The sequence below is a fragment of the Mesorhizobium sp. M1E.F.Ca.ET.045.02.1.1 genome (assembly GCF_003952485.1).
In the GTDB taxonomy this organism is placed as follows: domain Bacteria; phylum Pseudomonadota; class Alphaproteobacteria; order Rhizobiales; family Rhizobiaceae; genus Mesorhizobium.
Genome location: NZ_CP034447.1, coordinates 1,703,461 through 1,728,855 on the forward strand (window position 1 = coordinate 1,703,461; position 25,395 = coordinate 1,728,855).

The window sequence follows — 25,395 nt, forward strand, 5'->3', positions numbered from 1 at the left end:
CCTCCCATCTCGCGCTTCCTGAAGACATGCACGAATAAAGATTTCTTTATATCCCATTGTCGTTTGGCGGCCGATCTGCTAGTCAGGCCGGCAATCCGCGCCCCTCCATGCGCCGTCCCGGCGCCGGCGCGCTTTTGAAGACAATCACACCGGAGCACTGCCATGACGGGTAGCAAGGACTATGTGGTCGCCGATATCTCGCTTGCCGGCTGGGGCCGCAAGGAGATCGAGATCGCCGAAACCGAAATGCCGGGCCTGATGGCCTGCCGCGAGGAGTTCGGCGACAAGAAGCCGCTGAAGGGCGCGCGCATCACCGGCTCGCTGCACATGACGATCCAGACGGCGGTGCTGATCGAGACGCTGAAGGCGCTGGGCGCCGATATCCGCTGGGCCTCCTGCAACATCTTCTCGACCCAGGACCATGCCGCGGCGGCGATCGCCGAGGCCGGCATTCCGGTCTTCGCCATCAAGGGCGAATCGCTCGAGGACTATTGGAACTACACCGACCGGATCTTCCAGTGGGCCGACGGCGGTACCTCCAACATGATCCTCGACGATGGCGGCGACGCCACGATGTACATCCTGCTCGGCGCCCGCGCCGAAGCGGGCGAGGACGTGCTGTCCAATCCGGGCAGCGAAGAGGAAGAGATCCTGTTTGCCCAGATCAAGAAGCGCATGAAAGCCTCGCCGGGCTTCTTCGCCAAACAAAGGGAAGCGATCCGCGGCGTCACCGAGGAGACGACCACCGGCGTCAACCGTCTCTATCAGTTGCAGAAGAAGGGTCTGCTGCCCTTTCCGGCGATCAACGTCAACGATTCCGTCACCAAGTCGAAGTTCGACAACAAGTACGGCTGCAAGGAATCGCTGGTCGACGGCATCCGGCGCGGCACCGACACGATGATGGCCGGCAAGGTCGCCGTGGTCTGCGGCTATGGCGACGTCGGCAAGGGCTCGTCGGCCTCGCTGCGCGGCGCCGGCGCCCGAGTCAAGGTGACCGAGGTCGACCCGATCTGCGCGCTGCAGGCGGCGATGGATGGCTTCGAGGTCGTCACGCTGGAAGACGCGGCGCCCACCGCCGACATCGTCATCACCACCACCGGCAACAAGGACGTCGTCACGCTCGACCATATGCGGGCGATGAAGGACATGGTGATCGTCGGCAACATCGGCCACTTCGACAACGAGATCCAGGTGGCGTCGTTGCGCAACCTGAAATGGACCAACGTCAAGCCGCAGGTGGACCTGATCACCTTCCCGGACGGCAAGCGGATGATCCTTCTGTCGGAAGGCCGCCTGCTCAACCTCGGCAACGCCACCGGCCATCCGAGCTTCGTCATGTCGGCCTCGTTCACCAACCAGGTGCTGGCGCAGATCGAACTCTTCACCAAGCACGGCCAGTATCAGAACCAGGTCTATGTGCTGCCCAAGCACCTCGACGAGAAGGTGGCGCGGCTGCATCTCGACAAGCTCGGCGCCAAGCTCACGGAGCTGTCGGGCGAACAGGCCGCCTATATCGGCGTGACGCCGCAGGGGCCATACAAGCCGGAACACTACCGCTATTAACCAAAGCGAAAATATCTACAATATATTGAAGCCGGGTGTTGACTTTCCGCCCGGCTTCATTTTTTGCGCCCATGATTCTTCACGCCGATTCCGGCAGGCGTTATTGTTGTGATTCGCGGTCCGGGGACAGATGGGCCGGGGACGCATTCAGGGCGGTCTTGCATTCAAGCGGCGAAGAGGACCAAGACATGCCGGGGGAATACCCGCCACGCGCGGGAACGGCCGTTTCCGGCGGCCACGAGGATTCGATCAAGACCGGCTCCGCCGCGTCAGGCGGAGGCTTTCGATGGCGCGCCGGCGCGCGCCTGGGCACGCTTCTTGCCGCCTCCACGCTTGCCGGCCCGCTGCTTGGCCTTGCGGCGCATGCCGAGACAGGCATCGCGCAGAAGACGGCACCGGCGGTCAGCACCGTCGAGGTGATGCAGCTTGCCATGTTCGTCGGCGTCATGGGCGCGGCACTTGTCTCCGCCATCTTCCTGATCCGCGAACGGGCGCGCACCGCGGCGCAAAACGTCGAGCTCAGAGCCCGGATCGCCGACGTGAACGCGGCTCTTCAGCGCTCGGACGCGCTGCTCAATCTGCGCGACCAGCGCGTCGTCGTCTGGACCTCGGAGAACAAGAAGCCGGAGCTCATCGGCAGCCTGCCGCTGGAAAGCGGCGCACCCGATGAGAGGTCCGCCTTCCTCGCCTTCGGCCGCTGGCTGATGCCGCGTTCGGCCGCGGCGCTGGAGAATGCCATAGCCGCCCTGCGCGACGGATCGAAGGCCTTCGACCTCGTCATCGAGACGCAGGCGGGCATGCCGCTCGAAGTGCACGGCCGCAAGAGCGCCGCGCATGTGCTGGTACGCTTCATCTCGCTGTCGGAAACGCTGCGCAACCAGGCCCGGCTGAAGATCGAGAACCAGCGGCTCGGCACCGACTACGACACCATGCTCGGCCTGCTCGATGCGCTCAAGATGCCGGCATGGCTGCGCGCGGCCGACGGGCGGCTGAAATGGGTGAACCGCGCCTACGCCGAAGCGGTGGAGGCGGGAAGCGTCGAGGCTGCCGTCCGCGAAGCCAAGGAATTTCTCGGCGGCCAGGCGCGCGAGCAGATAGCCGAGCAGCACAAGTCGCGCCCCGTCTTCGAGCAGACTTTGTCGACGGTGATCGAGGGCGACCGCCGCATGTTCGCGGTGACCGACTTCGCCGACGCCGACGGCTCGGCGGGCCTTGCCTGCGACATCAGCGCCATCGAGACGATCCGCGCCGAATATGAGCGGACCGTGCGCAGCCATGCCGACACGCTCGACCAGCTCAACACGGCCGTGGCGATCTTCGACACGGACGAGAAGCTGCGCTTCTTCAACCAGGCGTTCCAGAAACTCTGGAACCTGGACAGCGGTTTCCTGCACAGCGCCCCCGACAACGCCCTGCTGCTCGACCGGCTGCGCAGCGAAGGCAAGATCGCCGAGCAGCCGGAATGGCGGCGCTGGAAGGAGAACCTGCTCGGCGCCTACCGCGCCGTCGAATCGCAGGAGCATTGGTGGCACCTGCCGGACGGCAAGACGATCCGCGTGGTGGCCAACCCGCAGCCCAAGGGCGGCGTGACCTGGGTGTTCGAGAACCTGACAGAGAAGATCGATCTCGAAAGCCGCTACCGGACCGCCGTGCGGGTGCAGGGCGAGACGCTGGATAATCTCGCCGAGGGCGTGGCGGTGTTCGGACCGGACGGCCGGCTTCGCCTGTCCAACCCCGCCTTCATCGCGTTGTGGGGGCTGGCGCCGGACGCGATCAAGCCGAACGTGCATGTCTCGGCGATCCGCGACCTTTGCGACCAGCGGGCGGCCGACAGTCCGTGGGGCGGTTTCGTGGCCGCCATCACCGGCTTCGACGACGAGCGCCGCGATCGCCATGGTCAGACCGAACTTGTCGACGGCACGGTGTTGAGCTACGCCGTGATCCATCTGCCCAACGGGCAGGTGATGATGACCTTCGTCGACGTCACCGACACCGTCAATGTCGAGCGAGCGCTGAAGGACAGGAACGAGGCGCTGGAGAGATCGGACCAGTTGAAGAACGAGTTCGTGCAGCATGTCTCCTACGAGTTGCGCTCGCCGCTGACCAACATCATCGGCTTCACCGAGCTCTTGTCGCTGCCTTCGACCGGACCGCTGACGCCGAAGCAGCGCGAATATGTCGAGCATGTCGGCTCGTCGTCCTCGGTGCTGCTCACCATCGTCAACGACATACTGGACCTGGCGACGGTCGATGCCGGCATCATGCAGCTCGACATTTCCGAAATGAGCATCGACAGGACCATCGCGGCGGCCGCCGAGCTGGTCGCCGACCGGCTGGAAGAGCACTCGATCAAGCTCAGGGTCGACGCGGCATCGGCGCCGAAGAGCTTCCATGGCGACGAGATCCGTGTCCGCCAGATCCTCTATAATCTCTTGAGCAATGCGGCGAACTATGCGCCGGAGGCGAGCACGATCACGCTGACCTGCCGCCAGCTCGCCGAAGGCGTGGAATTCTCCGTGCATGATGACGGGCCCGGAATGCCGCCGGACGTGCTGGAATCGGTCTTCCGCCGCTTCGAGCCGCGCGCCAATGGCGGCCGCCGGCGCGGCGCCGGGCTCGGACTGTCGATCGTCAAGAGCTTTGTCGAATTGCATGGCGGAACCGTGCGCATCGAGACCGGCATGGACAAGGGCACCACGGTCATCTGCACCTTCCCCGACACGCCGTCGGGCGGCATCCGTGAAGCGGCCGAGTAGCAAGCTTTGGCAGAGACTGCGCTGGAACGTTTTCTCGCCGACGAGGCGGCGACGGCAAGGCTTGGCGAAGACCTCGCCATGGCGCTGCGCGCCGGTGACGCGATCGCGCTGAAGGGCGATCTCGGCGCCGGCAAGTCGACGCTGGCCCGTGCCCTGATCCGGGCGCTTGCCGACGATGCCGCCCTCGAAGTGCCGAGCCCGACCTTCACGCTGGTGCAGAGCTACGAGACGCGGATACCCGTGCACCATTTCGACCTTTACCGCCTCTCCTCGCCGGACGAGCTCGATGAGCTCGGCCTCGATGACGCGCTGGCGCAAGGCGCTGCACTGGTCGAATGGCCGGAGCGGGCCGAAGACCGGCTGCCGGCAAACGCGCTCCAGGTCGAGCTTGCCGAGAAAGGCACTGGCCGCTCGGCAAGGATCTCCGGGCAGGGACCCGCATTCGAGCGCGTGGCGAGATCGCTCGCGATGCGCGATTTTCTGGCCGCCGCCGGATGGGGTGAGGCGAGCCGCCGCCATTTCGTCGGCGACGCTTCCGCCCGCTCCTACGAGATCGTCTCGCTTCCCGGTCAGGCGCCCCGCGTGCTGATGAATTCGCCGCGGCTGGTGCTCGGCCCGCCGGTGCGCGACGGCAAGCCCTATGCGGTGATCGCCCACACGGCGCAATCCGTCACCGCCTTCGTCGCCATCGACCGGGCGCTGCTTGCCGGCGGCGTCAGCGTGCCGGTGATCCACGCGCAGGACCTCGACCAGGGCTTTTTGCTGATCGAGCATCTCGGCTCGGAAGGTTTTCTCGGCAGCGACGGCCAGCCCATCGCCGAACGCTACGAAGCAGCGGGAAAGCTGCTCGCCATGATGCACGGCAAGGCCTGGCCAGACCGCATGGAGGCCGCGCCCGGCGTGTTCCACGACGTGCCGCCCTTCGACCGCGACGCCATGCTGATCGAGGCGGACCTCTTGGTCGACTGGTATGTGCCGTGGATTACCGGCAAGCCGGCAAGCGACGCCTTGCGAGCCGGCTATCACAAGGAATGGAACGTCTTGCTCGACCGGCTCGAGGGCCAAGAATATACGCTGATGCTGCGCGACTTCCATTCGCCCAACATCATCTGGCGCGCAGAGCGCTCTGGCCTCGACCGGCTCGGCATCGTCGACGTCCAGGACGCGCTGATCGGTCCGGCCGCCTATGACGTCGCCTCTTTAGCCATGGACGCGCGCGTCACCGTCTCGCCCGCGATCGAGCGGCGGACCGTCGAGGCCTATGTTGCCGCGCGGCGCGCCTCGGGTCCGTTCGACGAAGCCGGGTTCGCCGAGGCCTATGCGATCATGGCGGCGCAGCGCAATTCGAAGATCCTCGGCATTTTCGTGCGGCTCGAAAAGCGCGACGGCAAGCCTTACTATCTAAAACACCTGCCGCGCATCCGCGACTATCTGAGGCGGGCGCTGGCGCATCCGGCGCTCGGCAGCCTGAAGGAATTCTATAGGACCCACGGCCTGCTGGAGGAACGCTCGCCATGAAGCCGAAGACCGCGATGGTGCTTGCCGCCGGGCTCGGCAAGCGCATGCGGCCGATCACCGACACGATGCCGAAGCCGCTGGTGACGATCGCCGGCAAGACCTTGCTCGACTGGGGGCTGGACAGCCTGGAAGCCGCCGGCGTCGGCAAGGCCGTCGTCAACGTGCATTATCTGCCCGAGCAGATCATCGCCCATGTCGCCCATAGGCGCGCACCGAAGATCGTCATTTCCGACGAGCGCGAAGCCCTGCTGGAATCGGCGGGCGGCATCGTCAAGGCGTTACCGTTGCTGGGCAGCGAGCCCTTCTACATCATCAATGCCGACACCTTCTGGATCGACAGCGGCGAGCCCAGCCTCGAGCGCCTAGCCCTTGCATGGGACGCTGCCAGAATGGATATTCTGCTGATGCTCACCGATCTCGACTCAGCGACAGGACACTGTGTCGGCACCGATTTTCTGGTGGCGCCCGACGGTGCCTTGCGGCGCTCGAAGGGCGATCCGGCCGGCCTGATCTATGCCGGCGCGGCGATCATCCATCCGCGCATTTTCAAGGACGCCCCGACGGGCTCACATTCTCTCAATGTCTATTTCGACAAGGCGATCGCCGCCGGCCGGCTGTTCGGAATGGCGATGAGAGGCCGTTGGATCACCGTCGGCACGCCCGACGCCATTCCGGCCGCCGAGGCGGCCGTCGCCGGCGCGCTAGCGAAAGCGGTATGAGCGGCTCGCGCCGCGTCCTCTCCATCCCGCCCGGAGCGCCGTTCCTGCCGACGCTCGCGGAGGCGTTGCTCGACGGCCGCCTGATCCCCGGTTTCCGTTTCGACGGCGACCCGCTGGCGCTGGCCGACGCCACCATCTATGTGCCGACGCGGCGCGCGGCGCGCGCGTTGCGCGGCGCCTTTGTCGACGTGCTCGGCAGGCGCTCGGCCATTTTGCCGACCGTCCGTCCGCTCGGCGAATTCGACGAGGACGAGGCCGCCTTCGAGGCCGAGGCAGCGCCGGCAGTAGACCTCGCGCCGCCGATCGCCGCGCAGGAGCGGTTGCTTTTGCTGGCACCGCTGGTGCGCGCCTGGAAGGAAAGCCTGCCGGGGCATGTCAGGGAGCGGTTCAACGAGGAATTCGTCGTGCCGACCTCGGCCGCCGACGCCATCTGGCTGGCGCGCGACCTCGCACGGCTGATGGACGAGATCGAAACCGAGGGCACGGACTGGGCCAAGCTTGCGACGCTGGTCACCGGCAACCTCGCCGGCTGGTGGCAGGTGACGCTCGACTTCCTCGGCATCGTCACCGACAACTGGCCGGAGTTCCTCAAGGAACGCAACCGCTCCAATCCCGCCGCGCACCGCAGCGCGCTGATCCGGCTGGAGGCGGCGCGGCTGAAGCGCAATCCGCCGGCCGGGCCGGTGGTCGCCGCCGGCTCGACCGGCTCCATTCCGGCCACCGCCGAACTGCTCGCCGTGATCGCAGGGCTGCCCAACGGCGCCGTTGTGTTGCCAGGTCTCGACCGCGAGTTGGACGACGCGTCCTTCGCCGCGATAACGGCCCCCGGCGCGCGTCCGGCGACGCTCGGCCACCCGCAATATGGTCTCGCCAAGCTGATCCGCGGCATTGGCGTCCAACGCCGTGACGCCGAGGAAATCGGCACGGCGACGAGGGCCCTTTCGCTGCGTGCCGCGCTTGTCGGCGAAGCGCTGCGGCCGGCCGAAACCACCGAGCGCTGGACGGAAACGCGGCCACGTTTTGCGGCAAACGATGTCGAGCAGGCGCTGGGCGGCGTCACGCTGGTGGAAGCGGCAAACGAGCGCGACGAAGCGGCGGCGATCGCGATCGCGCTGAAGCGAGCCGTGGACGTGCCGGGCAAGCGCGCGGCGCTTGTCACCGGCGACCGCGCGCTGGCGCGGCGGGTCTCGGCCGAGCTTCTGCGCTTCGGCGTCGTCGCCGACGATTCCGGCGGCATGCCACTAGCCAACACGCCGGCGGCAAGCTTGCTCAGGCTCGCGCTGCAAGCCGCGTTCCGGCCGGGCGATCCGGTGGGCCTGTTGTCGCTGCTCAAGCATCCGCTGCTCGGCCTCGGCCTCGAACGCCAGGCCGTGCGCAGGGCAGCCGAGCTCGTCGAACTGGTGGCGCTGCGCGGGGGGACAGGCCGACCTGACGTCGTCACACTCGACGAACTCTTCGAGGCGCGGCTCGCTGGGCTCGGCGGCGAACGTCGTCACCCTTTCTGGTTTCCGCGCCTCACCGTGCGCGGCATCGAGCAGGCACGGGGTATGCTTAGCCGTCTTACCGACGCGCTCTCCCCGCTCACGGCAATGCGCGGCGGGAAGGATGCGGACATCGCAACACTGACACGGGCGAGCGTCGTGGCGCTTGAAGGCCTGGGCCGCGCGGCCGACGGCAGCGTGAGCGAACTCTATGCCGGTGATGCCGGCGAGAAACTTGCGGAACTGTTGCGCGGGCTGGTCGCCGCCTCCTCGCCCTTCACCTTCGCCGCGGGCGAATGGCCGGACGTGATGGAAGCGCTGATCGCGCCGGAAACGGTCAAGCCGGCGCAAGGCACCGACCGCAACATCGCCATCTGGGGCGCGCTGGAGGCCCGCCTGCAGAGCGTCGACACGCTCGTCATCGGCGGGCTCAACGAAGGCGTGTGGCCGCGCAAGCCGGAGAGCGACCGCTTCATGTCGCGGCTTATGAAAACCGGTATCGACCTCGAGCCGCCGGAGCGGCGCATCGGCCTTGCGGCACATGATTTCCAGATGGCGATGGGTGCTGAAACGGTAGTGCTGACGCGCTCGGCGCGATCGGGTGACGCACCGGCGGTGCCGTCGCGCTGGCTGCAGCGCATCCTTACCTTCATCGGCGAGGATCAGGCGGCGGCGCTTGGCCGGCGCGGCGATGTGCTGCTGACCTGGGCCCGCACGCTCGACGCCGGCGAGAAACAGGAGTTCGCGGCCCGCCCGCAGCCAAAGCCGCCGCTGCGGCTCAGGCCGCAGCATTTCTCGGTCACCGAGATCGAGACGCTGCGCCGCGACCCCTATGCGGTCTATGCCCGGCGCATCCTCAACCTGATGCCGCTCGACCCGGTGATCCGCGATCCGGGTGCTGCCGAACGCGGCACGCTGTTCCACGAAATCCTGCACCTGTTCTCGCGCCGGGTCGAGGATCCTAGAAGTCCGGGCGCGCTGGCGGCGCTTGTCGATGCCGGCCGCGCTTGCTTTGCCGACGCAGCGCTTCCGCCCGACATCGAGGCCGTGTGGTGGCCGCGCTTCGAAAAGCTGGCCGCCAACATCATCGAATGGGAGCATACCCGCGCCGAGGCCGTCGCCAAACGTTACGCCGAGGAGCGCGCGGAGAAGACAGTCGTGGGCCGCACGGGCGTCACGCTCTCCGGCTATGCCGACCGCGTCGACCTGCTCGCCGGCGGCATGGCCGATATCCTCGACTACAAGACCGGCTCCTCGCCTTCGAAGGCGCAGGCGCATACGCTCTTGTCGCCGCAGCTCGCGCTCGAAGGCGCGCTGCTCAGACGCGGCGCCTTCAAGGAGCTCGGCATTTGCGAGCCCTCGCAGCTTGCCTTCGTGCGGCTGAAGCCCAACGGCGAGGTGTTCGAGGAATCGATCCTCGAATACAACCGCAAGCCGAAGACCGCCAACGAGCTTGCCGAGGAAGCCTGGGCGCGGCTTGAGCGGCTGCTGTTCCACTATGCCGATCCTGCGACCGGCTATCTGTCGCGCGCGCTGCCGTTCCGCGAGGGCGAGGCCGACGGCGACTACGATCATCTGGCCCGCGTGCTCGAATGGTCGGCCGGTGGCGCAAGCGAAGACGAGGCGGAAGGATGAGATATCCGATCCCCTCCGATACCGCCGCCAGCCAGGCGCGCGCCTCCGACCCGCAAAATTCCGCCTGGGTCTCGGCCAATGCCGGCTCGGGCAAGACGCATGTGCTGGCGCAGCGCGTCATCCGGCTTTTGCTCAACGGCACCGATCCGTCGAAGATCCTGTGCCTGACCTATACGCGCGCGGCCGCCGCCAACATGTCGAACCGCGTATTCTCGACCCTGTCGGAATGGACCGCGTTGCCCGACACCGAGCTTGCGGCGAGGATCGCGGCGCTCGACGGACGCAGCGCCGACCGCGACACCATGCGCCGCGCGCGCCGGCTGTTCGCCGAGGCGCTGGAAACGCCGGGTGGGCTGAAGATCCAGACCATCCACGCCTTCTGTGAATCGGTGCTGCACCAGTTCCCACTGGAAGCCAACATCCCCGCGCATTTCGAGATGCTCGATCCGCAGATGGAGGCCTCGCTGTTCGCGGACGCCCGCCGCGACATGATCTCGGGCGCCGGCGCCGGCGTCGAAGGCCTGGCGGAGGCCTTTGCCACGGTCCTGGAGCGCGGCGGCGAATTCGGGCTCGACGCGCTGCTCACCGAAATCGTCGGCAAGCGCGATGAATTGCGCGGCTTCATCGCCAAGCTCGGCAAGAGCCGGGACTTCCGGCCGCTGTTCGCCGAATTCGGCTTCGGACCCGGCCAGACGGCCGACGGCACCGCCGCTTCCATCTGGCCGCTGCCGGGCTTCGCGCCCGGCCAGTTCGCAGAGTTCGCGCATGCCGCCGAAGCTACCGAAGCACGGCAAGTGCTGAACAACGTTATCCCTTATGCACGAGGCGCATTCGCCGAAGTCGACCCGACCCGCCGGTTGCGGCTCCTGGCAAAGGCCTTTCTCAAGGCCGACGGCGACCCCTACGACCCACCCAAGATCTTCAAGAAGGCGCTGGTCGACCGGCTGCCGGACCTGCCCGAGCGCTATCTCGCGACAGCCAAGGCGATTCTCGACGTATCGGACCGGCTGGCGCTGTTCCGGATGCTCGAAGGCACGGCGGCGGCGCTCACCGTCGCCGGCTGGCTGATCGCGCGTTATGAGCAGTTGAAGCGCGGCCGCGGCTTCCTCGACTTCAACGATCTGATCACCCGCACGGTCAGTCTCTTGTCTCGGCCCGATGCCGGGCCGTGGGTGCAGTTCAAGCTCGACCAGGGCATCGATCACATCCTGCTCGACGAGGCGCAGGACACCAGTCCCGATCAATGGGAAGTGGTGAAGAAGCTGACGGAAGAGTTCTTCGCCGGGCTCGGCCAGCGCGAGGCGGTCAAGCGCACGGTGTTCGCGGTCGGCGACGAAAAGCAGTCGATCTATTCCTTTCAAGGAGCCGCGCCCGATTCCTTCGCCGAGAGCCGGCTTCTGTTTGCCGGGCGCGTGCGCGACGCCGAGGCCGCCTTCGCCGACCTCAAGCTCACCTGGTCGTTCCGCTCGAGCGACGACGTGCTTGCCGCCGTCGACTGCGTCTTTGCCGAGCCAGGTGTGCGGCGCGGCATCAGCCACGACCCCGATCCGCTCAGCCACAAGGCGATCCGCACCGACGCGCCGGGCTATGTCGAGGTGTGGCCTTCGATCGGCGCTGATGCGGTCGAGGAGCCCGACGACTGGACCCTGCCGGTCAACCATGCCAGCGCGCCGGCCGTGCGCGTGGCGGAGCATGTGGCGGCGACCATCCAGGACTGGCTGCGCAACGGCGAGGTCATCGAAGGCAAGGGAAGGAAGGTGACGGCCGGCGACATCCTGGTTCTGGTGCGCAAGCGTGACCGCTTCGTGCATGCGCTGTCGCGCAGCCTGAAAAACCGGCAGATCCCGGTGGCCGGCGCCGATAGACTTAGCCTGCCCGGCCATATCGCCGTGCAGGATCTTATCGCGCTCGGCCATTTCCTGATCCAGCCGGAGGACGACCTGTCCCTGGCCGCGGTGCTGCGCAGTCCGATCTTCGATGTCTCCGAGGAGACCCTGCTGGCGCTCGCCGGCGAGCGGCCGCCCGGCCAGTCATTGATCGCATCGCTTAGGCAGCGTGCGGCCGCAGACGAGGCTCTGTCCGCGATCGTCAGCCGGCTCGATGGCTGGGCGAACGAGGTGGCCTTCAAGCCGGTGTTCGAATTCTATGCCGCTGTGCTGGCGCGCGACCACGTGCGCCGCAGGATGAAGGCGCGACTCGGGCCGGAAGCCGGCGACATCCTCGACGAGTTCCTGAGCTTCTGCCTGACCGAGGAACGCACCGGCCTGCCGGGGCTGGAATCCTTCCTCTCGACGCTGGAAAACAGCGGCCCCGAGATCAAGCGCGAGATGGACCAGACGCGCGACGAGGTGCGCGTCATGACCGTGCATGCCGCGAAAGGCCTGGAGGCGCCGGTGGTTTTCCTGGTCGATGGCGGCTCGGCGCCATTCAACGACCAGCATCTGCCGCGACTGATGGCCTTCGAAGGCTCGGGCCAACATTGGAAGGGCAAGGGCTATCTCTGGCGCTCGGCCAGCGACGTCGCCAATGGCGTTTCGCGGGCGGCCTCGGCGCGGGCGCGGGAGCTTGCCGACGATGAATACCGGCGGCTGCTTTATGTCGGCATGACGCGCGCCGAGGACCGGCTGATCGTCTGCGGCTATCACGGCAAGCGGCAACCCAGCACCGGCACCTGGCATTCGATCGTCAGCCGGGCGCTGCTGGGCGCGCCGGAAAGCGTGGAGCGCCGGCATCCGGCGACGGCCGATGTGGCCGTGCATCGCTTCCATATGACGAAGCTGCCGCCCATGGCGTTGACCGAGGGCGAGAAGGCAGCGCCATTCGAGCATGCGGAGCCGTTGCCGGAAAACCTGTTCCGGCCGCTGCCGCCCTATGAGGACCTGCCGCGGCCGCTTTCGCCCTCCGGCGCCTCCGCGTTGATCGACGAATCGACCGAGGCCCTGCCCGACACGCGCTCGCCGGTGCTCGACGCCGAGGCCGAGCCTAGCTTCGCGGTGATGCGCGGACTGGCCCTGCACAAATTGCTGCAGATGCTGCCTTCGGTCGCCAAAGGCGAGCGTAAGGACGCCGCGCAGCGCTATCTGGCGCGCGCCGGCGCCGATTGGCCGGCGGGGGAGCGCGGCAAGGCGCTGGAGGCGGTGTCTTCCATCCTCTCCGACGGCCGTTTCGACGCGCTGTTTTCGCCGTCCTCGCGGGCGGAAGTCGCGGTCATGGGCAGCCTGGAAGTGAAGGGCAAGCTGCGCTCCATCTCCGGCAAGATCGACCGGCTGGCCGTCACGTCGGAAAAGGTCTCGATCGTCGACTACAAGACCAACCGGCCGGCGCCGGCGAGCCTGGCCGAAGTACCGCCGGCCTATGTGCTGCAGCTTGCGCTCTACCGCGCCCTGCTCAAGCCGCTCTACCCAGGCCGCGACGTTACGGCTGCGCTGCTCTTCACCGAGGCGCCGCGGTTGATCGAGCTGCCGGCAAAGGCCATGGACGATGCCCTTGCCCGACTCACGGGAGCGTGACACAAGAACTGCTTGAACATCACCGCCACAACCACCACATTTGGTGCAACCCCGAGTTTTCGAAAGGATTTCAGCATGGCCACCGTCAAGGTCGACAAGGGCAATTTCCAGGCCGATGTGCTCAACGCCAAGGAGCCGGTTGTGGTGGATTTCTGGGCGGAGTGGTGCGGTCCGTGCAAGATGATCGGCCCGTCACTGGAAGAAATCGCCAAGGAGCTCGGCTCGAAGATCAAGGTCGCCAAGCTCAACATCGACGAGAATCCCGAGTTGGCCGCGCAGTACGGCGTGCGTTCTATCCCGACGCTGATGATCTTCAAGGGCGGCGAAGTGGCCGACATGAAGGTGGGCGCCGCGCCGAAGACCGCGCTGTCGCACTGGATCAACGGCAGCCTCGCCTGAGCCAATCCAAAGATTCGACGAATAAGCCCGGCCAATCGCGCCGGGCTTTTCTTTGGCGTCATCGCTGATGGCGCTCTGGCCCTGACGTCGGCGGGCCTCATCTCCTTTTCTTGGCGGAAAGGAGAGTCCCATGACCGGAACAGCCAAGGCCACCGTCTTTGTCGACAATGAGCGGGTCATCGTCACCGAATACCGCTTCGCCCCGGGCGCCAACACCGGCTGGCATCGCCACGGCCACGACTATGTCGTGGTGCCGCTGATGGACGGCAAGGTGAAGCTTCTGACCAAGGACGGCGAATCCTTCGCCGAGATGAAAAAGGGCGCGCCCTATTTCCGCAAGGAAGGCGTCGAGCACGACGTCATCAACGCCAATGACGGCGAATACGCCTTCATCGAGATCGAGCTGAAGTGAGTCGTTAAACCAGGCTCACCAGTCGGCGACGCGATTGCCGCCGGTGAATTGCGCGCTTTTTGCAGTATATTCGAACAGCTCGATCTTCACCCCATTGGGGTCTTTGACCCATGCTTGCCAGGTGTCGTCGCAGGCGAGCTTCTTCGGCGTGACCTCGACGCCTTTCGAGCGGATGTGAGCGATGGCCACGTCGATATCTTCCACCTCGAGACAGAAGTGGTTGATCTGGTTGCGCTCGCTGTAGCTGGCCTCGCTCTTCTCGAACACCTCGACATGGCTGCGGCCGCCGCAATCGAGGTAGAAGCCGAAGATCTTGCCGTCGCGCAGGAAATTGAACCTTGTGTCCATGCAGAGGACGTCCCGGTAGAAGCGGCGCGTCGCCTCCAGGTCATTCGCGAAGATGCAGACATGGGCGAGCTGCCTCACCTTGATCATGACCGGCTCCTTCCGGCCCCCGCCGAAATCCGCACCTGTTTCCTGATTTTCAGGTCGGCGGCGTGCCGTTCTCGTCCAGCACCGCGCCGGCGAAATAGAGCGAGCCGCCGATGAGAATCCGCGGCGGCGGGCCGTCCCAGGTGTCGCGCAGGAGCATCAGCGCATTGGCGACGGAGCCGACCGGCTCGGCCGACAGGCCGGCGTCGGCGGCGCGCAGCGCCAGCTCGTCGTTCGGCACCCCGGCGTCGCTCTTGCTCACCGGCACGGTGTAGACATGGCGGGCAAGCCCCTTGAAGGCGCTGAAATAACCGCTCTGGTCCTTGGTGTTGATCATGCCGGAGATGAGGATCAGCGGGCGCGGGTTCTTCTCTTCCTGCTCGGCCAGCGCCTCGGCGATGACGACGCCGGCACCCGGATTGTGGCCGCCGTCGAGCCAGATCTCGGCACCCTTGGGGGCCAGATCAACCAGCTTGCCTTGCGACAATTTCTGCATCCGGGCGGGCCAGGCGACTTGTGCCATCGCCTTTTCGGCAGCGCGGTGGCCGATCTCGAACCCTGCGGCCTTGACTGCGGCGATCGCCGCAGCGGCATTGGCGAATTGATAGCGTCCGGGCAGGCGCGGCAGCGGCAGGTCCATCAGGCCGTCCTCGTCCTGATAGACCATGCGGCCGTTCTCCTCGAAGGCCAGGAAATCCTGACCGTAAACGACAGTCGGGCAATCCAGCCGCTCGGCGGTCTCGATCAGCACCTCGAGCGCCGTCTCGCTTTCCTGTGCGCCGATCACCACCGGGCAGCCGCGCTTCATGATGCCGGCCTTTTCGGCGGCGATCACCTCGACGCGGTCGCCGAGATAGGCTTCGTGATCCAATGACACCGGCATGATCACCGAAACCGCAGGCCGCGTGATGACATTGGTGGCGTCGAAGCGGCCGCCCAGTCCAACCTCGATGATCGCAGCCTCGGCCGGATGCTCTGAAAACAAAATGAAGGTGACGGCGGTCAGGATCTCGAAGACGGTGATCTTCTGGCCCTGATTGGCCTTGGCGACGCGCGCAATGGCCTCGGCAAAGACCTTGTCTGCGACCAGCCTGCCGCCGCCCTCGGCCGCCAGCCGGTAACGCTCGTGCCAGTTCACCAGATGCGGCGAGGTATGCACGTGGACGAGATGGCCCGCCGCCTCCAGCAGTGCCCGCGAAAAGGCGGCGCAGGAGCCCTTGCCGTTGGTGCCGGCGATATGGATGACCGGCGGCAGCCGGTCCTGCGGATTGCCCAGGCGCTCGAGCAGGCGGGCGATACGATCCAGCGAAAGGTCGAAGCCTTTCGGGTGGAGCGTCATCAGATGTTCGATTGCGCGGTCGGCGGCGAGCGTTGTCATGGCGGAATCCTAGGCGCTCGACGTACCGGGCGCAATCGCGGTTCGCGGCGAACGACGTCGCGTCAGGCCTGCGGCCGCGCTTCTGCGTTGACGACAGCCGGCGGCAGGATCTCCGGCTCGACCGGCTTCTCAGCCTCCGGCACCTTGAGCAGCATCTTCAGCAGCCGCGCGATGGTCGGCCGCATCTCCAGGCGCGAGACCACCATGTCGACCATGCCGTGCTCCATCAGATATTCGGAGCGCTGGAAGCCGTCCGGCAGTTTCTCGCGGATGGTCTGCTCGATGACGCGGGGGCCGGCAAAGCCGATCAGCGCGCCGGGCTCCGCGATGTGAACGTCGCCCAGCATGGCGTAGGAAGCGGTGACGCCGCCCGTCGTCGGGTTGGTGAGCACGACGATATAGGGCAGCCCGGCTTCCTTCAGCCGGTCGACGCCGACCGTGGTGCGCGGCAACTGCATCAGCGAGAGGATGCCTTCCTGCATGCGGGCGCCGCCGGAGGCGGCGAACAGGATCAGCGGTCGCCTGCGCTGCAGCGCGACCTCGAAGGCGTGGACGATGGCATCGCCCGCCGCCATGCCGAGCGAGCCGCCCATGAAGGCGAAATCCTGCACGGTGACGATGACCGGCAGGCCTTCGATGGTGCCGGCGGCGTTGAGGATGGCGTCCTCCAGGCCGGTCTTGGCCTTAGCCTCCTTGAGGCGATCGGTGTAGCGCTTCTCATCGCGGAACTTCAGCGGATCCTGGACGACCTTGGGGTTTTCCAGCGTCTCGTATTTGCCATCGTCGAAGAAATATTTCAGCCGTTCCTTGGCCGAGATCTTCATGTGGTGGCCGGAGACCGGGATGACGAACTGGTTGGATTCGAGGTCCTTGTGGAAGATCATCTCGCCGGTCTCGGGATCCTTGATCCAGAGGTTTTCCGGCATGTCGGTGCGCCGGCCGAGCATCGAATTGATCTTCGGACGAACGTAGTTGGTGATCCAGTTCATGGCTTCGGCTCCTGTCCTGGAAGGTAGACGTAGTAAGACTATTCGGCCGCAGCAAGGCGGGCCGAGCGCACGCCCTGGGCCAGGCCGCTGACCAGAGTGGCGACGGCTTCGGCCGGATCGGCGGTCTTCTCGCCCTTCGGTCCGAGCACATTGGCGACCGCGTTGACGATCGCCGTGCCGACGACGACACCGTCGGCCGAAGCGCCGATCACCCGGGCCTGCTCCGCGGTCTTGACGCCGAAGCCGACGCAGACCGGCAGCACGGTGTGGCCCTTGATGCGCTTGACCGCCGCCGCGACCTTGGCCGTGTCGGCAAGGGCCGAGCCGGTGATGCCGGTCATCGAGACGTAATAGACGAAGCCGGAGGTGTTCTGCAGCACCTTGGGCAGACGCTTGTCGTCGGTGGTCGGCGTCGCCAGGCGGATGAAATTGATGCCGGCCTTCAGCGCCGGAATGCAGAGTTCCTCGTCCATCTCGGGCGGCAGGTCGACGACGATCAGCCCGTCGATGCCGCTCGCCTTGGCATCGGCAAGGAAGCGGTCGACGCCGTAGATGTAGATCGGATTGTAATAGCCCATCAGCACGATCGGCGTCTCGTCGTCGCCGGCGCGGAATTCGGACGCCATCTTCAGCGTCTTGACCAGCGTCTGGCCGCCTTTCAGCGCCCTGAGGCCGGCCGCCTGGATGGCCGGGCCGTCGGCCATCGGGTCGGAAAACGGCATGCCGAGCTCGATGATGTCGCTGCCGGCGCCCGGCAGTGCCTTCATGATGGCCAAAGAAGTGGCGTAGTCCGGGTCGCCGCCCATGAAATAGGTGACCAAAGCCGGACGGCCCTCGGACTTGAGCTTCGCCATGCGGCGGTCAATGCGGGTCGCCATCATCAGATCTCCATGCCCAGCATCTTGGCCACCGTATGCACGTCCTTGTCGCCGCGGCCGGACAGGTTGACGATGACGATCTGGTCCTTGTCCATGGCCGGCACGATCTTCATCGCGTGGGCGATGGCGTGCGCCGACTCCAGCGCCGGGATGATGCCTTCGACACGGGTCGTCAGTTGGAAGGCTTCCAGCGCCTCGTCGTCGAGGATCGGCACATATTCGACGCGGCCCGTGTCGCGCAGCCATGAATGCTCCGGCCCGACGCCCGGATAGTCGAGGCCGGCCGAGATCGAATGCCCATCGAGGATCTGGCCGTCGGCATTCTGCAGCAGATAGGTGCGGTTGCCATGCAGCACGCCCGGCTTGCCGGCGTTCATCGAGGCGCAATGCTCGACGCCGTCGAGGCCGCGACCGCCGGCCTCGACGCCGATGATGCGAACCTCCTTGTCGTCGAGGAAGGGATGGAACAGGCCGATGGCGTTGGAGCCGCCGCCAACGGCGGCGATGATGGTGTCTGGCAGCCGGCCTTCCTGCTCGAGCATCTGGGCGCGCGCCTCGGTGCCGATCACGGACTGGAAGTCGCGCACCAGCTCCGGATAGGGATGCGGGCCGGCGGCGGTGCCGATCAGGTAATAGGTGTCCTCGACATTGGTGACCCAATCACGCAGGGCCTCGTTCATGGCGTCCTTCAGCGTGCCGTGGCCGGCGGTGACCGGCCGCACCTCGGCGCCGAGCAGCTTCATGCGGAAGACGTTCGGGCTCTGCCGGGCGACGTCGGTGGCGCCCATGTAGACGACACACGGATAGCCGAAGCGCGCCGCGACGGTGGCCGAGGCGACGCCGTGCTGGCCGGCGCCGGTCTCGGCGATGATGCGCTTCTTGCCCATGCGCTTGGCGAGCAGGATCTGGCCGAGGCAGTTGTTGATCTTGTGCGAGCCGGTGTGGTTCAGGTCCTCGCGCTTGAAATAGACCTTGGCGCCGCCGAGATGTTTTGTGAGGCCCTCGGCGAAATAGAGCTTCGATGGCCGCCCGGCATAGTGGGTGGACAGGTTCTGCAGCTCGGCCTTGAACTCCGGGTCGTTCTTGGCCTTGTTCCACTCCACTTCGAGATCGAGGATCAGCGGCATCAGCGTCTCGGCGACGAAACGGCCGCCGAAAATGCCGAACATGCCTTGCTCGTCGGGCCCGGTGCGGAAGGAATTGGGCATAGCCGGCTTATTCATCGCCGATCTCCTGAGTCTTAACTTCTGAGCATGTCCCTGTCGGAAAACCGGTTCCCACGTTTCCGGGACATGCTCGGGTTTGAAAACTTCCTCAGGCGGCGCGATCGTCGCGCGCGGCCCTGACGGCCCGAAAAAACTGCTCGATCAGCGCCGGATCCTTGACACCCGGAGCGCTTTCCACGCCGGACGAGATGTCTATTCCGGGCGGGTTGGCCAGTCTCAGGGCATCGCCGATATTGGCGGCGTTGAGCCCTCCGGAAAGCATGTAATCGACGCCGCCGTCAAGGCCGGCAAGGATGCGCCAGTCGAAGGCGACGCCGTTGCCGCCCGGCAATTGCGAACCCTTCGGCGGCTTGGCGTCGAACAGGAACCGGTCCGCGATACCGATATACGGCTTTATCCGTCCGAGATCCGAAGCCTCGCTGAGCGGCAGCGCCTTCATCGCCGGCAGGCCATAGCGCCCTTTAAGCTCCGCCACCCGTTCCGGCGTTTCGGCGCCGTGAAGCTGCAGCATATCGGGCCGCACCTTGGCGATGATCTCATCGAGGAAGGCATCGTCGGCGTCGACGGTGACGGCGACCGCCCTGGCCTTGCCGCTGGCAGCCTGGCGCAGACGGCCGGCCTCGGCCGGATCGACAAAGCGCGGGCTTTTGGCAAAGAAGATGAAGCCGACATGGTTCGCGCCGCCGGCAAGGGCAGCGGCCATCGCGGCGTCGGTCTTCAATCCGCAGATCTTGATGTCGAGCGTCATGGCGCGGGATTGGCACGAAAAGCCGCGAGAGTCGAGAAAAAGCATGCTGTTGCCGGATGATCAGAAAGCGCTAACTTGAATTTAAGGCAATGCAGGCGGGAGCAGACAAATGGCCGACCAGACCGTCGCCGAACTCAGGCAGAAGATCGCGCAAGCGCGCGAGGTGATCGCGCATCTGATGGAGAAGTCCGACTTCAACGGCGCCGAGGCGCACCGGGCGCTCGACTATTTCGGCAGCGACGCCTTCGACCGGAATTTCCTGCCGTGGCCGCATCAGGGCGAAGAGGGGCTGAAACCGGAGGAGCTGAATGCGGCGAATGATGATTGAACGGCCCGCGCCCTGAAACCCGGCTGGCGCGCCGGCGGTTTTCCTACTCAAACACGATCGCCTGCAGGGCGCCGCCGTTGCGCTTCAGCCAGTCCTTGCAGCGGTCGGTGTCGGGGCAGAGCTTTTCGCACAGCTTCCAGAATTTCGGGCCGTGGTTCATCTCTTTCAGATGCGCCACCTCATGCGCCACCAGGTAATTGATGACCGGCGGCGGCGCCATCATGATGCGCCACGAGAAGGAGAGATTGCCCTCCGAGGTGCATGACCCCCAGCGGCTGGAGGTATCCTTGTACCGGATCGCCTTGGCGCGCTTGCCGATCGCCTCGGTATGCTTGACCACCAGCTTCTCGATCTCGCGCTTGGCCTCGCGCTTCAGATGGTCGGCAATGCGGCGCGGCAAGTGGATGCGCTCGCCATGGACGATCAGCAGCGGGCCACGCTCGTCGCGCGAGACGGTGACGGTGCCGCGCTTTGCCGGCTCATGGACGATGCGGTGCGGCACGCCGCGAACCGGAATCTTGATGCCCGGCCTTACCTGTGGACGTGTCGGCACCTTGGCCAGGCGCTGCTCCAGCCAGTCCTGATGGCGGTCGAGGAATTTCTCCACCTCGCCACGGCGCAGACCGGGCGGCACGGTGATGCGCAGGCCCTGGCCGCCGGAATCGATGCGCAGCGTCAGCCGCCGGGCCCTGGCGCTCTCGACGATCTTGAGCGGCAGCGTGCGGCCGGCGACGCAATGCTCGCGCTCCACGACGGGCTTGGGCTTTGGCTTGGTCAGGTTGCGAAAGAAGCCGAGGGTCATGGCTGGACGATACGCGATTCGAGGAAAACGGCCAGAGGAGTGAGGCCACATGGAGAACAAAAAAGAAACGGCGCCGCTCACGCGACGCCGTTGTGTCAAGCTGAGACCTGTCGCCTGGTCTCAGTCGTCGAGCAGGTTGGTGCCCTTGCCGCGCTTCGGGGCGGTTTTTCCGGTCGTATCGCTCGTTGTGGTCGGCGCGGTCGACTTGCTGCGGTTCGCCATGAAGCGGTCGAACTCTTCCTGGTCCTTGGCGCGGCGCAGCTCGCGGGCATATTCGTCGAACTCGGTCAGCATCTCGTCGAGCTTGCGGCGCTCCTCGGCGAGGCGCTCGAGTTCCTTCTCGCGCCAGTCGTCGAAGGCGACGTTGCCGGTGCGGGACGAGCCGTGGCCCCAGCGGGCAGCCTTGTCGGAGCCGCGGCGGCAGCCGGCGAAGATGCCGTCGGTGGCACGGTTGACGTCGCGCTTGAAGCCATCGAGCCGGTCGCCCCAGATGATGTAGGCGAGCATGGCGAAGCCGAGCGGCCAGAACACCATGAAGCCGATGACCATCAGCGCGATGGTCGCCGGCGTCCAGGCCGGACGGATCAATGCGGTTGTGTTCATTTTCTCCCAATCCTTCCGTTGGAGACAGCCAAACCGGCTGCGTGGAATCGAAATGGGAAGGCGAAATCGGCGATTCAAGGCAAGTCAGCCCAAAACCGGCGAAGAGCCTGAAATGATTATCGCTTTTTGAGTTTTTCCAGGAAAAGCACGACCATTCCGGCGACCAGCCCCCAGAACGCCGCGCCGACGCCGAAAAGCGTGAGCCCCGAGGCGGTGACCGCGAAGGTGACCGTGGCCGGCATGCGCTCGGCCGCGTCGTGAAGTGCTATCGACAGCGCATTGGCGAGAGGCGCCATCAGCGCCAGGCCGGCGACTAGCACGATCAGGCTCGGCGGCAGGACGGCGAAGATCGCCACCAGCGACGCGCCGAAGATGGCGAAGATCAGGTAGGCGAGTGCATAGAACGGTCTTCCAGCGCTCGGCGGGGTCGGGATGGACGTCCGGACCGGTGCAGAGCGCCGCCGAGATCGCCGCCAGATTGGTGGTCGAGGCGCCAAAAGGCGCCGAGAGCAGCGAAAACAGGCCGGTTACGCCGATCAGCGGGCCGGGCTCCGGATGGTAGCCGGCCGCTTTCAGCACGGCGAGACCGGACAGGTTCTGCGAGGCCATGGTGACAAGGTAGAGCGGCAAGGCCAGGCCGATGATGGCCGAGGCGGTGAACTGCGGCGCGATCAAGGTCAGCGTCGACAATTCCGGCGTCGGCAGGCCGCCGACCCGGCCGGTGAGGAAGGCTGCGAGGCCGCCGCCGATCAGCACCACCAGCACCGACACCGCGGGGTTGAACAGCCGGATGACGAAGAAGGCGGCGATCAGCGGCAGGATCAGCCACGGATCGGCGGGAATGGCCTTGACCGCATTGATGGCGAAGCTGACCAGGATGCCGGCCAGCATGCCGGATGCGACCGAGGCCGGTATCTGCGCGATCAGCCGGGTCAGCGGCTTGAACAGGGCGGTGGCGATCAAAAGGATGCCGGTGACGATGAAGGCGCCGACCGCTTGCTGCATGGTGAAGCCGCTGGAGGCCGCGACCAGCGCGAGGCCGGGCGTCGACCATGCGGTGATGACCGGCATCTTCGTGCGCCAGGACAGCCAAAGGCATTCGATCGCCATGGCCAGGCAGATCGCCGTCACCCCGCTCGCGGTCTCGATCTGGGTGGCGCCGACGGCCTTGGCGGCGGCGATGACGATCGCCAACGTGCCGCCGAAGCCGACGACCGCCGCGACGAAGGCGGATATCGGGATGGAAATCCGCATGGTTCAGGCGACCCGCCGGGCCATGTCGCCGACGGCGCGCTTGAGCATGTCGAGATCCTCGGGGCGGGACAGGCGATGGTCGCCATCGGGGATCAGCGACAGCGTGACGTCGTCGGCCGGCAGCAGCGCCGCGAGCTTCAGTGCATGGCCGGACGGCACATCGGGATCGGCCAGGCCTTGCAGGATATGGACGGGGCAGTGGGTGTCGATCGGCCCGGTCATCACCCGGTTCGCCCGGCCGTCCTCGATCAGCGCGCGCGTGTAGATATAGGGCTCGTCCGAATAGTCGGACGGTTCGGCGAAAAATCCCTTTTTCGAAAGATCGCGCTTCTGCGCCTTGGTCAGCACCGGTTCGATCAGCTCGATCGTGAAGTCCGGCGCCGGCGCAAGCAGCACGAGGCCGGCCACGCGATCCTCGCCCGTCTTGCGCAGTTCCTGAATCATGCGCAGCGCAATCCAAGCCCCCATCGAGGAGCCGACCAGAATCTGCTTGCCTTTGCTGAAGCGGCGGAAGACGGCGAGGCTCTCGGCCAGCCATTTCGAGATCGTGCCGTCGACAAAATCGCCGCCGGATTCGCCGTGGCCGGAATAGTCGTGGCGCAGATAGGCGCGGCCTTCGCGGGCCGTCCAGGCCGACAGTGCTTCGGCTTTGGTGCCCAGCATGTCGGACTTGTAGCCGCCCAGCCAGACGATGCCGGGCACGGCACCCGGCGCCTGCCTGACGGCGATATTCGAGCCCGCGACGTCGATGAAAACTGGTGTGCTGGCGTTCATGACCTTGTCCTTCCCGGCCGGTCTTTTGGCACAACCGGTGGTTCGCCGAAAAGTGCTCGCGCCGTTTCTTCGCTTGGTGCAGGGAATGCCAAGCTTTGAGGTGATTTCCTGACAAGGCTGTGCTATTGACTCCGGCCGCGCGCTCACCACATAGCGCGTCCACATAGTTGAATCTAAAGAAACCCTGAACGAAACGGCCGAGGAGACCACGACCATTCGCAGACCTTTCAAAGCAGCGGCACCCACCAAGGACGGTCCGCGCTCCAATAGAGACATCCGGGTGCCCCGGGTCCAGCTTATCGACGCAGAAGGCAACAACCGTGGCGACGTTTCCATCAATGACGCGCTGCTCCTGGCCGAAGAGGCCGGGCTTGATCTCGTCGAAATATCGCCAAACGCGCAGCCGCCCGTTGTAAAAATCCTCGATCTCGGCAAGCTGAAATACGCCAACCAGAAGAAGGCGGCCGAAGCGCGCAAGAACCAGAAGGTCATCGAGATCAAGGAGATCAAGATGCGCCCGAACATCGACAGCCATGACTACGAGACCAAGATGAAGGCCGTGCGGCGCTTCTTCGAAGAGGGCGACAAGGTCAAGCTGACGCTGCGCTTCCGCGGCCGCGAGATGGCGCATATGGAGCTCGGCATGCAGCTTCTGAACAAGGTCCGCGAGGAAGTGGCGCCGATCGCCAAGGTCGAGGCGGAGCCCAAGCTCGAAGGCCGCCAGATGATGATGGTGCTGGCGCCCCGCTGACGAGCGGGCGCCTGCGCCTTTCCTGCTTGTTCCGATACCTGCCGGCGCGGATCCCGAAATCGACCGCGCCTATCACCGCTTCGGGAAACAGAATTGACCGGCCCTCGCGGCATCGTGCTTTCGAGCGGTTCATCGTTTCACGGAAACGCAGAACCGCTCTATCTCTTTGTTCCGGCGCAATTCCGGACGGAAAACCGCTACGCACTTTTCCTGGAATTGCTCTAAAATCCGCCTGAATTGCGGAGCACGGCGTCCCGACGATCGGCGGGGCGCCTACCCGATCGCCGGCAAACCCCTCGACGATCGGATTCCCGTCATGGTCGATGAAGTGAAATTCGCGAACGACGTCCCGCCTGACGGGCTGGGCGGCTACCAGCAGATGCGCAGGCTGGTACTGGCCGTGCTGATCGTGGTGCTGTTCGCGGCGCTGCTGTTCGGTCAGTCGACCTTTCCGCCGGATACGTCGATGCACGAGTCGATCGAGATGTTCGGCGTGCTCCTGATCTTCCTCGGCGTCGTCGGGCGCCTGTGGTCGACGCTTTACATCGGCGGGCGCAAATCTTCCGAGGTGGTCACCGGCGGGCCCTATTCGATCACCCGCAACCCTCTCTATGTGTTCTCGACGGTCGCCGCAGCCGGCGTCGGCGCGCAGATCGGCTCGTTCTCCGGCATCATCCTTTTCGCGCTTCTGTGCGCCGGCGCGTTCCATATCGTCATCCTGCGCGAGGAGAGATTCCTCAAGCAGGCGCTCGGCGCGCCTTACGAAGCCTACCTGGCGCGCGTGCCGCGCTTCTTTCCCAAGCTTTCGCTCTACCAGGAAGGCGACACCGGCAGCTTCAAGCCGCGCCTGCTCTTGAACACGCTGCTCGACGGGCTGGTGTTCCTGGTGGCGCTGCCGGCCTTCGAGCTGATCGACGGCGCCCAGCAGTCAGGGATGCTGCCGGTGCTGTTTAGGCTGCCGTAGGTTGGCTCGCGTCGCACGCCCTTCGGCTAGCCGGGCAAAAAAGATCGCGACAGACCTGAATTTGAGACATCATTTTCGATGTCGGCGCTGCCCCTCATTGCCCTGCCGGGCATTTCTCCCCGTATAGTGACGGGGAGAAAGGGCTGGCCGCAGCCTAGCACCTTTCTTGCGACGCTGGAGATTGGCGAAAACGGCGACGACAGCGCCCCTCTCCCCGTCACTATACGGGGAGAGGATGCCGGCAGGCAGGTGAGGGGCGGCGCAAACGCTGGGAGA

Annotated in this window: 21 protein-coding genes; 11 read left to right on the forward strand and 10 right to left on the reverse strand. The window is 65.7% G+C overall.

Translation table 11 applies throughout. The features are described 5' to 3' along the window. The first annotated feature begins 162 nt into the window (after nt 1-162). The 8 genes from ahcY (at nt 163) to EJ070_RS08040 (ending at nt 13,992) form a co-directional block, all read left to right on the forward strand. On the forward strand, nt 163-1,563 hold the full coding sequence (ahcY, locus tag EJ070_RS08005; RefSeq protein ID WP_126090857.1) for an adenosylhomocysteinase: 1,401 nt from the start codon (nt 163-165) through the stop codon (nt 1,561-1,563). 188 nt (nt 1,564-1,751) lie between these two features. Next, nucleotides 1,752-4,319 carry a PAS domain-containing sensor histidine kinase gene (locus EJ070_RS08010; protein WP_126090858.1) on the forward strand — a complete coding sequence of 856 codons (2,568 nt, stop codon included), beginning with the start codon at nt 1,752-1,754 and terminating at the stop codon, nt 4,317-4,319. A gap of 6 nt (nt 4,320-4,325) precedes the next feature. Continuing rightward, nucleotides 4,326-5,837 carry a tRNA (adenosine(37)-N6)-threonylcarbamoyltransferase complex ATPase subunit type 1 TsaE gene (gene tsaE / locus EJ070_RS08015; RefSeq protein WP_126090859.1) on the forward strand — a complete coding sequence of 504 codons (1,512 nt, stop codon included), beginning with the start codon at nt 4,326-4,328 and terminating at the stop codon, nt 5,835-5,837. Beyond that, nucleotides 5,834-6,556: a nucleotidyltransferase family protein gene (locus EJ070_RS08020; protein WP_126090860.1), complete on the forward strand. Its 723-nt coding sequence runs from the start codon at nt 5,834-5,836 to the stop codon at nt 6,554-6,556. Before tsaE ends, EJ070_RS08020 begins: the two co-directional genes overlap by 4 nt. Beyond that, nucleotides 6,553-9,672 carry a double-strand break repair protein AddB gene (gene addB / locus EJ070_RS08025; protein WP_126090861.1) on the forward strand — a complete coding sequence of 1,040 codons (3,120 nt, stop codon included), beginning with the start codon at nt 6,553-6,555 and terminating at the stop codon, nt 9,670-9,672. Before EJ070_RS08020 ends, addB begins: the two co-directional genes overlap by 4 nt. Beyond that, the gene (gene addA, locus EJ070_RS08030) at nt 9,669-13,181 is read left to right on the forward strand and encodes a double-strand break repair helicase AddA (RefSeq protein WP_126090862.1); all 3,513 of its coding nucleotides are present in this window, start codon (nt 9,669-9,671) and stop codon (nt 13,179-13,181) included. The genes addB and addA overlap by 4 nt, the downstream gene beginning before the upstream one ends. A 75-nt stretch (nt 13,182-13,256) precedes the next feature. After that, nucleotides 13,257-13,580: a thioredoxin gene (gene trxA, locus EJ070_RS08035; RefSeq protein ID WP_126090863.1), complete on the forward strand. Its 324-nt coding sequence runs from the start codon at nt 13,257-13,259 to the stop codon at nt 13,578-13,580. A 130-nt stretch (nt 13,581-13,710) separates the two neighbouring features. Beyond that, on the forward strand, nt 13,711-13,992 hold the full coding sequence (locus EJ070_RS08040) for a cupin domain-containing protein (protein ID WP_126090864.1): 282 nt from the start codon (nt 13,711-13,713) through the stop codon (nt 13,990-13,992). 15 nt (nt 13,993-14,007) lie between these two features. On the opposite strand, the gene EJ070_RS08045 is transcribed toward EJ070_RS08040, so the two are convergent. From EJ070_RS08045 to EJ070_RS08070, 6 genes are all read right to left on the reverse strand, one after another. Beyond that, the gene (locus EJ070_RS08045) at nt 14,008-14,427 is read right to left on the reverse strand and encodes a VOC family protein (protein ID WP_126090865.1); all 420 of its coding nucleotides are present in this window, start codon (nt 14,425-14,427) and stop codon (nt 14,008-14,010) included. Nucleotides 14,428-14,476: 49 nt separating this feature from the next. Then, nucleotides 14,477-15,802, reverse strand: coding sequence for a folylpolyglutamate synthase/dihydrofolate synthase family protein (locus tag EJ070_RS08050; protein ID WP_126090866.1), 1,326 nt, complete (start codon nt 15,800-15,802; stop codon nt 14,477-14,479). Between the two features lie 62 nt (nt 15,803-15,864). After that, nucleotides 15,865-16,791 (reverse strand): acetyl-CoA carboxylase, carboxyltransferase subunit beta, encoded by a 927-nt coding sequence (gene accD, locus EJ070_RS08055; protein WP_126090867.1) that lies wholly within the window; start codon nt 16,789-16,791, stop codon nt 15,865-15,867. 38 nt (nt 16,792-16,829) lie between these two features. Continuing rightward, complete coding sequence (gene trpA / locus EJ070_RS08060; RefSeq protein WP_126090868.1) at nt 16,830-17,669, reverse strand: tryptophan synthase subunit alpha; 840 nt, start codon at nt 17,667-17,669, stop codon at nt 16,830-16,832. A gap of 2 nt (nt 17,670-17,671) precedes the next feature. Continuing rightward, nucleotides 17,672-18,892, reverse strand: coding sequence for a tryptophan synthase subunit beta (gene trpB / locus EJ070_RS08065; RefSeq protein WP_126090869.1), 1,221 nt, complete (start codon nt 18,890-18,892; stop codon nt 17,672-17,674). Nucleotides 18,893-18,983: 91 nt separating this feature from the next. Then, nucleotides 18,984-19,643 carry a phosphoribosylanthranilate isomerase gene (locus tag EJ070_RS08070; RefSeq protein WP_126095679.1) on the reverse strand — a complete coding sequence of 220 codons (660 nt, stop codon included), beginning with the start codon at nt 19,641-19,643 and terminating at the stop codon, nt 18,984-18,986. 109 nt (nt 19,644-19,752) lie between these two features. On the opposite strand from EJ070_RS08070, the gene EJ070_RS08075 reads away from it, so the two are divergent. Then, nucleotides 19,753-19,971: a hypothetical protein gene (locus tag EJ070_RS08075; RefSeq protein ID WP_126090870.1), complete on the forward strand. Its 219-nt coding sequence runs from the start codon at nt 19,753-19,755 to the stop codon at nt 19,969-19,971. A 43-nt stretch (nt 19,972-20,014) separates the two neighbouring features. Here EJ070_RS08075 and EJ070_RS08080 read toward each other — a convergent pair whose 3' ends face one another. From EJ070_RS08080 to EJ070_RS08095, 4 genes are all read right to left on the reverse strand, one after another. After that, nucleotides 20,015-20,773, reverse strand: a complete 759-nt coding sequence (locus EJ070_RS08080; protein ID WP_126090871.1) for a M48 family metallopeptidase — start codon at nt 20,771-20,773, stop codon at nt 20,015-20,017. Nucleotides 20,774-20,893: 120 nt separating this feature from the next. Continuing rightward, nucleotides 20,894-21,376 carry a DUF2852 domain-containing protein gene (locus EJ070_RS08085; protein ID WP_126090872.1) on the reverse strand — a complete coding sequence of 161 codons (483 nt, stop codon included), beginning with the start codon at nt 21,374-21,376 and terminating at the stop codon, nt 20,894-20,896. 84 nt (nt 21,377-21,460) lie between these two features. Then, nucleotides 21,461-22,630: a benzoate/H(+) symporter BenE family transporter gene (locus tag EJ070_RS08090; protein ID WP_348639595.1), complete on the reverse strand. Its 1,170-nt coding sequence runs from the start codon at nt 22,628-22,630 to the stop codon at nt 21,461-21,463. A 3-nt stretch (nt 22,631-22,633) separates the two neighbouring features. Then, nucleotides 22,634-23,404 carry an alpha/beta hydrolase gene (locus EJ070_RS08095; protein WP_126090873.1) on the reverse strand — a complete coding sequence of 257 codons (771 nt, stop codon included), beginning with the start codon at nt 23,402-23,404 and terminating at the stop codon, nt 22,634-22,636. Nucleotides 23,405-23,618: 214 nt separating this feature from the next. Here EJ070_RS08095 and infC point away from each other — a divergent pair, with 214 nt between their 5' ends. Continuing rightward, nucleotides 23,619-24,155, forward strand: a complete 537-nt coding sequence (infC, locus tag EJ070_RS08100) for a translation initiation factor IF-3 (protein ID WP_126090874.1) — start codon at nt 23,619-23,621, stop codon at nt 24,153-24,155. Nucleotides 24,156-24,471: 316 nt separating this feature from the next. Continuing rightward, on the forward strand, nt 24,472-25,119 hold the full coding sequence (locus EJ070_RS08105) for an isoprenylcysteine carboxylmethyltransferase family protein (RefSeq protein WP_126090875.1): 648 nt from the start codon (nt 24,472-24,474) through the stop codon (nt 25,117-25,119). Nucleotides 25,120-25,395: the final 276 nt, after the last annotated feature.

Bases quoted from the DNA above. Each gene is read 5' to 3' on its own strand.
- EJ070_RS08080 (WP_126090871.1), bottom strand. From the start codon at position 20,773: ATGACCCTCGGCTTCTTTCGCAACCTGACCAAGCCAAAGCCCAAGCCC.
- EJ070_RS08090 (WP_348639595.1), bottom strand. From the start codon at position 22,630: ATGCGGATTTCCATCCCGATATCCGCCTTCGTCGCGGCGGTCGTCGGC.
- EJ070_RS08070 (WP_126095679.1), bottom strand. From the start codon at position 19,643: ATGACGCTCGACATCAAGATCTGCGGATTGAAGACCGACGCCGCGATG.
- EJ070_RS08045 (WP_126090865.1), bottom strand. From the start codon at position 14,427: ATGATCAAGGTGAGGCAGCTCGCCCATGTCTGCATCTTCGCGAATGAC.
- trpA (WP_126090868.1), bottom strand. From the start codon at position 17,669: ATGGCGACCCGCATTGACCGCCGCATGGCGAAGCTCAAGTCCGAGGGC.
- EJ070_RS08085 (WP_126090872.1), bottom strand. From the start codon at position 21,376: ATGAACACAACCGCATTGATCCGTCCGGCCTGGACGCCGGCGACCATC.
- EJ070_RS08040 (WP_126090864.1), top strand. From the start codon at position 13,711: ATGACCGGAACAGCCAAGGCCACCGTCTTTGTCGACAATGAGCGGGTC.
- trxA (WP_126090863.1), top strand. From the start codon at position 13,257: ATGGCCACCGTCAAGGTCGACAAGGGCAATTTCCAGGCCGATGTGCTC.
- EJ070_RS08050 (WP_126090866.1), bottom strand. From the start codon at position 15,802: ATGACAACGCTCGCCGCCGACCGCGCAATCGAACATCTGATGACGCTC.
- addA (WP_126090862.1), top strand. From the start codon at position 9,669: ATGAGATATCCGATCCCCTCCGATACCGCCGCCAGCCAGGCGCGCGCC.
- addB (WP_126090861.1), top strand. From the start codon at position 6,553: ATGAGCGGCTCGCGCCGCGTCCTCTCCATCCCGCCCGGAGCGCCGTTC.
- EJ070_RS08105 (WP_126090875.1), top strand. From the start codon at position 24,472: ATGGTCGATGAAGTGAAATTCGCGAACGACGTCCCGCCTGACGGGCTG.
- EJ070_RS08010 (WP_126090858.1), top strand. From the start codon at position 1,752: ATGCCGGGGGAATACCCGCCACGCGCGGGAACGGCCGTTTCCGGCGGC.
- ahcY (WP_126090857.1), top strand. From the start codon at position 163: ATGACGGGTAGCAAGGACTATGTGGTCGCCGATATCTCGCTTGCCGGC.
- EJ070_RS08075 (WP_126090870.1), top strand. From the start codon at position 19,753: ATGGCCGACCAGACCGTCGCCGAACTCAGGCAGAAGATCGCGCAAGCG.
- accD (WP_126090867.1), bottom strand. From the start codon at position 16,791: ATGAACTGGATCACCAACTACGTTCGTCCGAAGATCAATTCGATGCTC.
- EJ070_RS08020 (WP_126090860.1), top strand. From the start codon at position 5,834: ATGAAGCCGAAGACCGCGATGGTGCTTGCCGCCGGGCTCGGCAAGCGC.
- EJ070_RS08095 (WP_126090873.1), bottom strand. From the start codon at position 23,404: ATGAACGCCAGCACACCAGTTTTCATCGACGTCGCGGGCTCGAATATC.
- trpB (WP_126090869.1), bottom strand. From the start codon at position 18,892: ATGAATAAGCCGGCTATGCCCAATTCCTTCCGCACCGGGCCCGACGAG.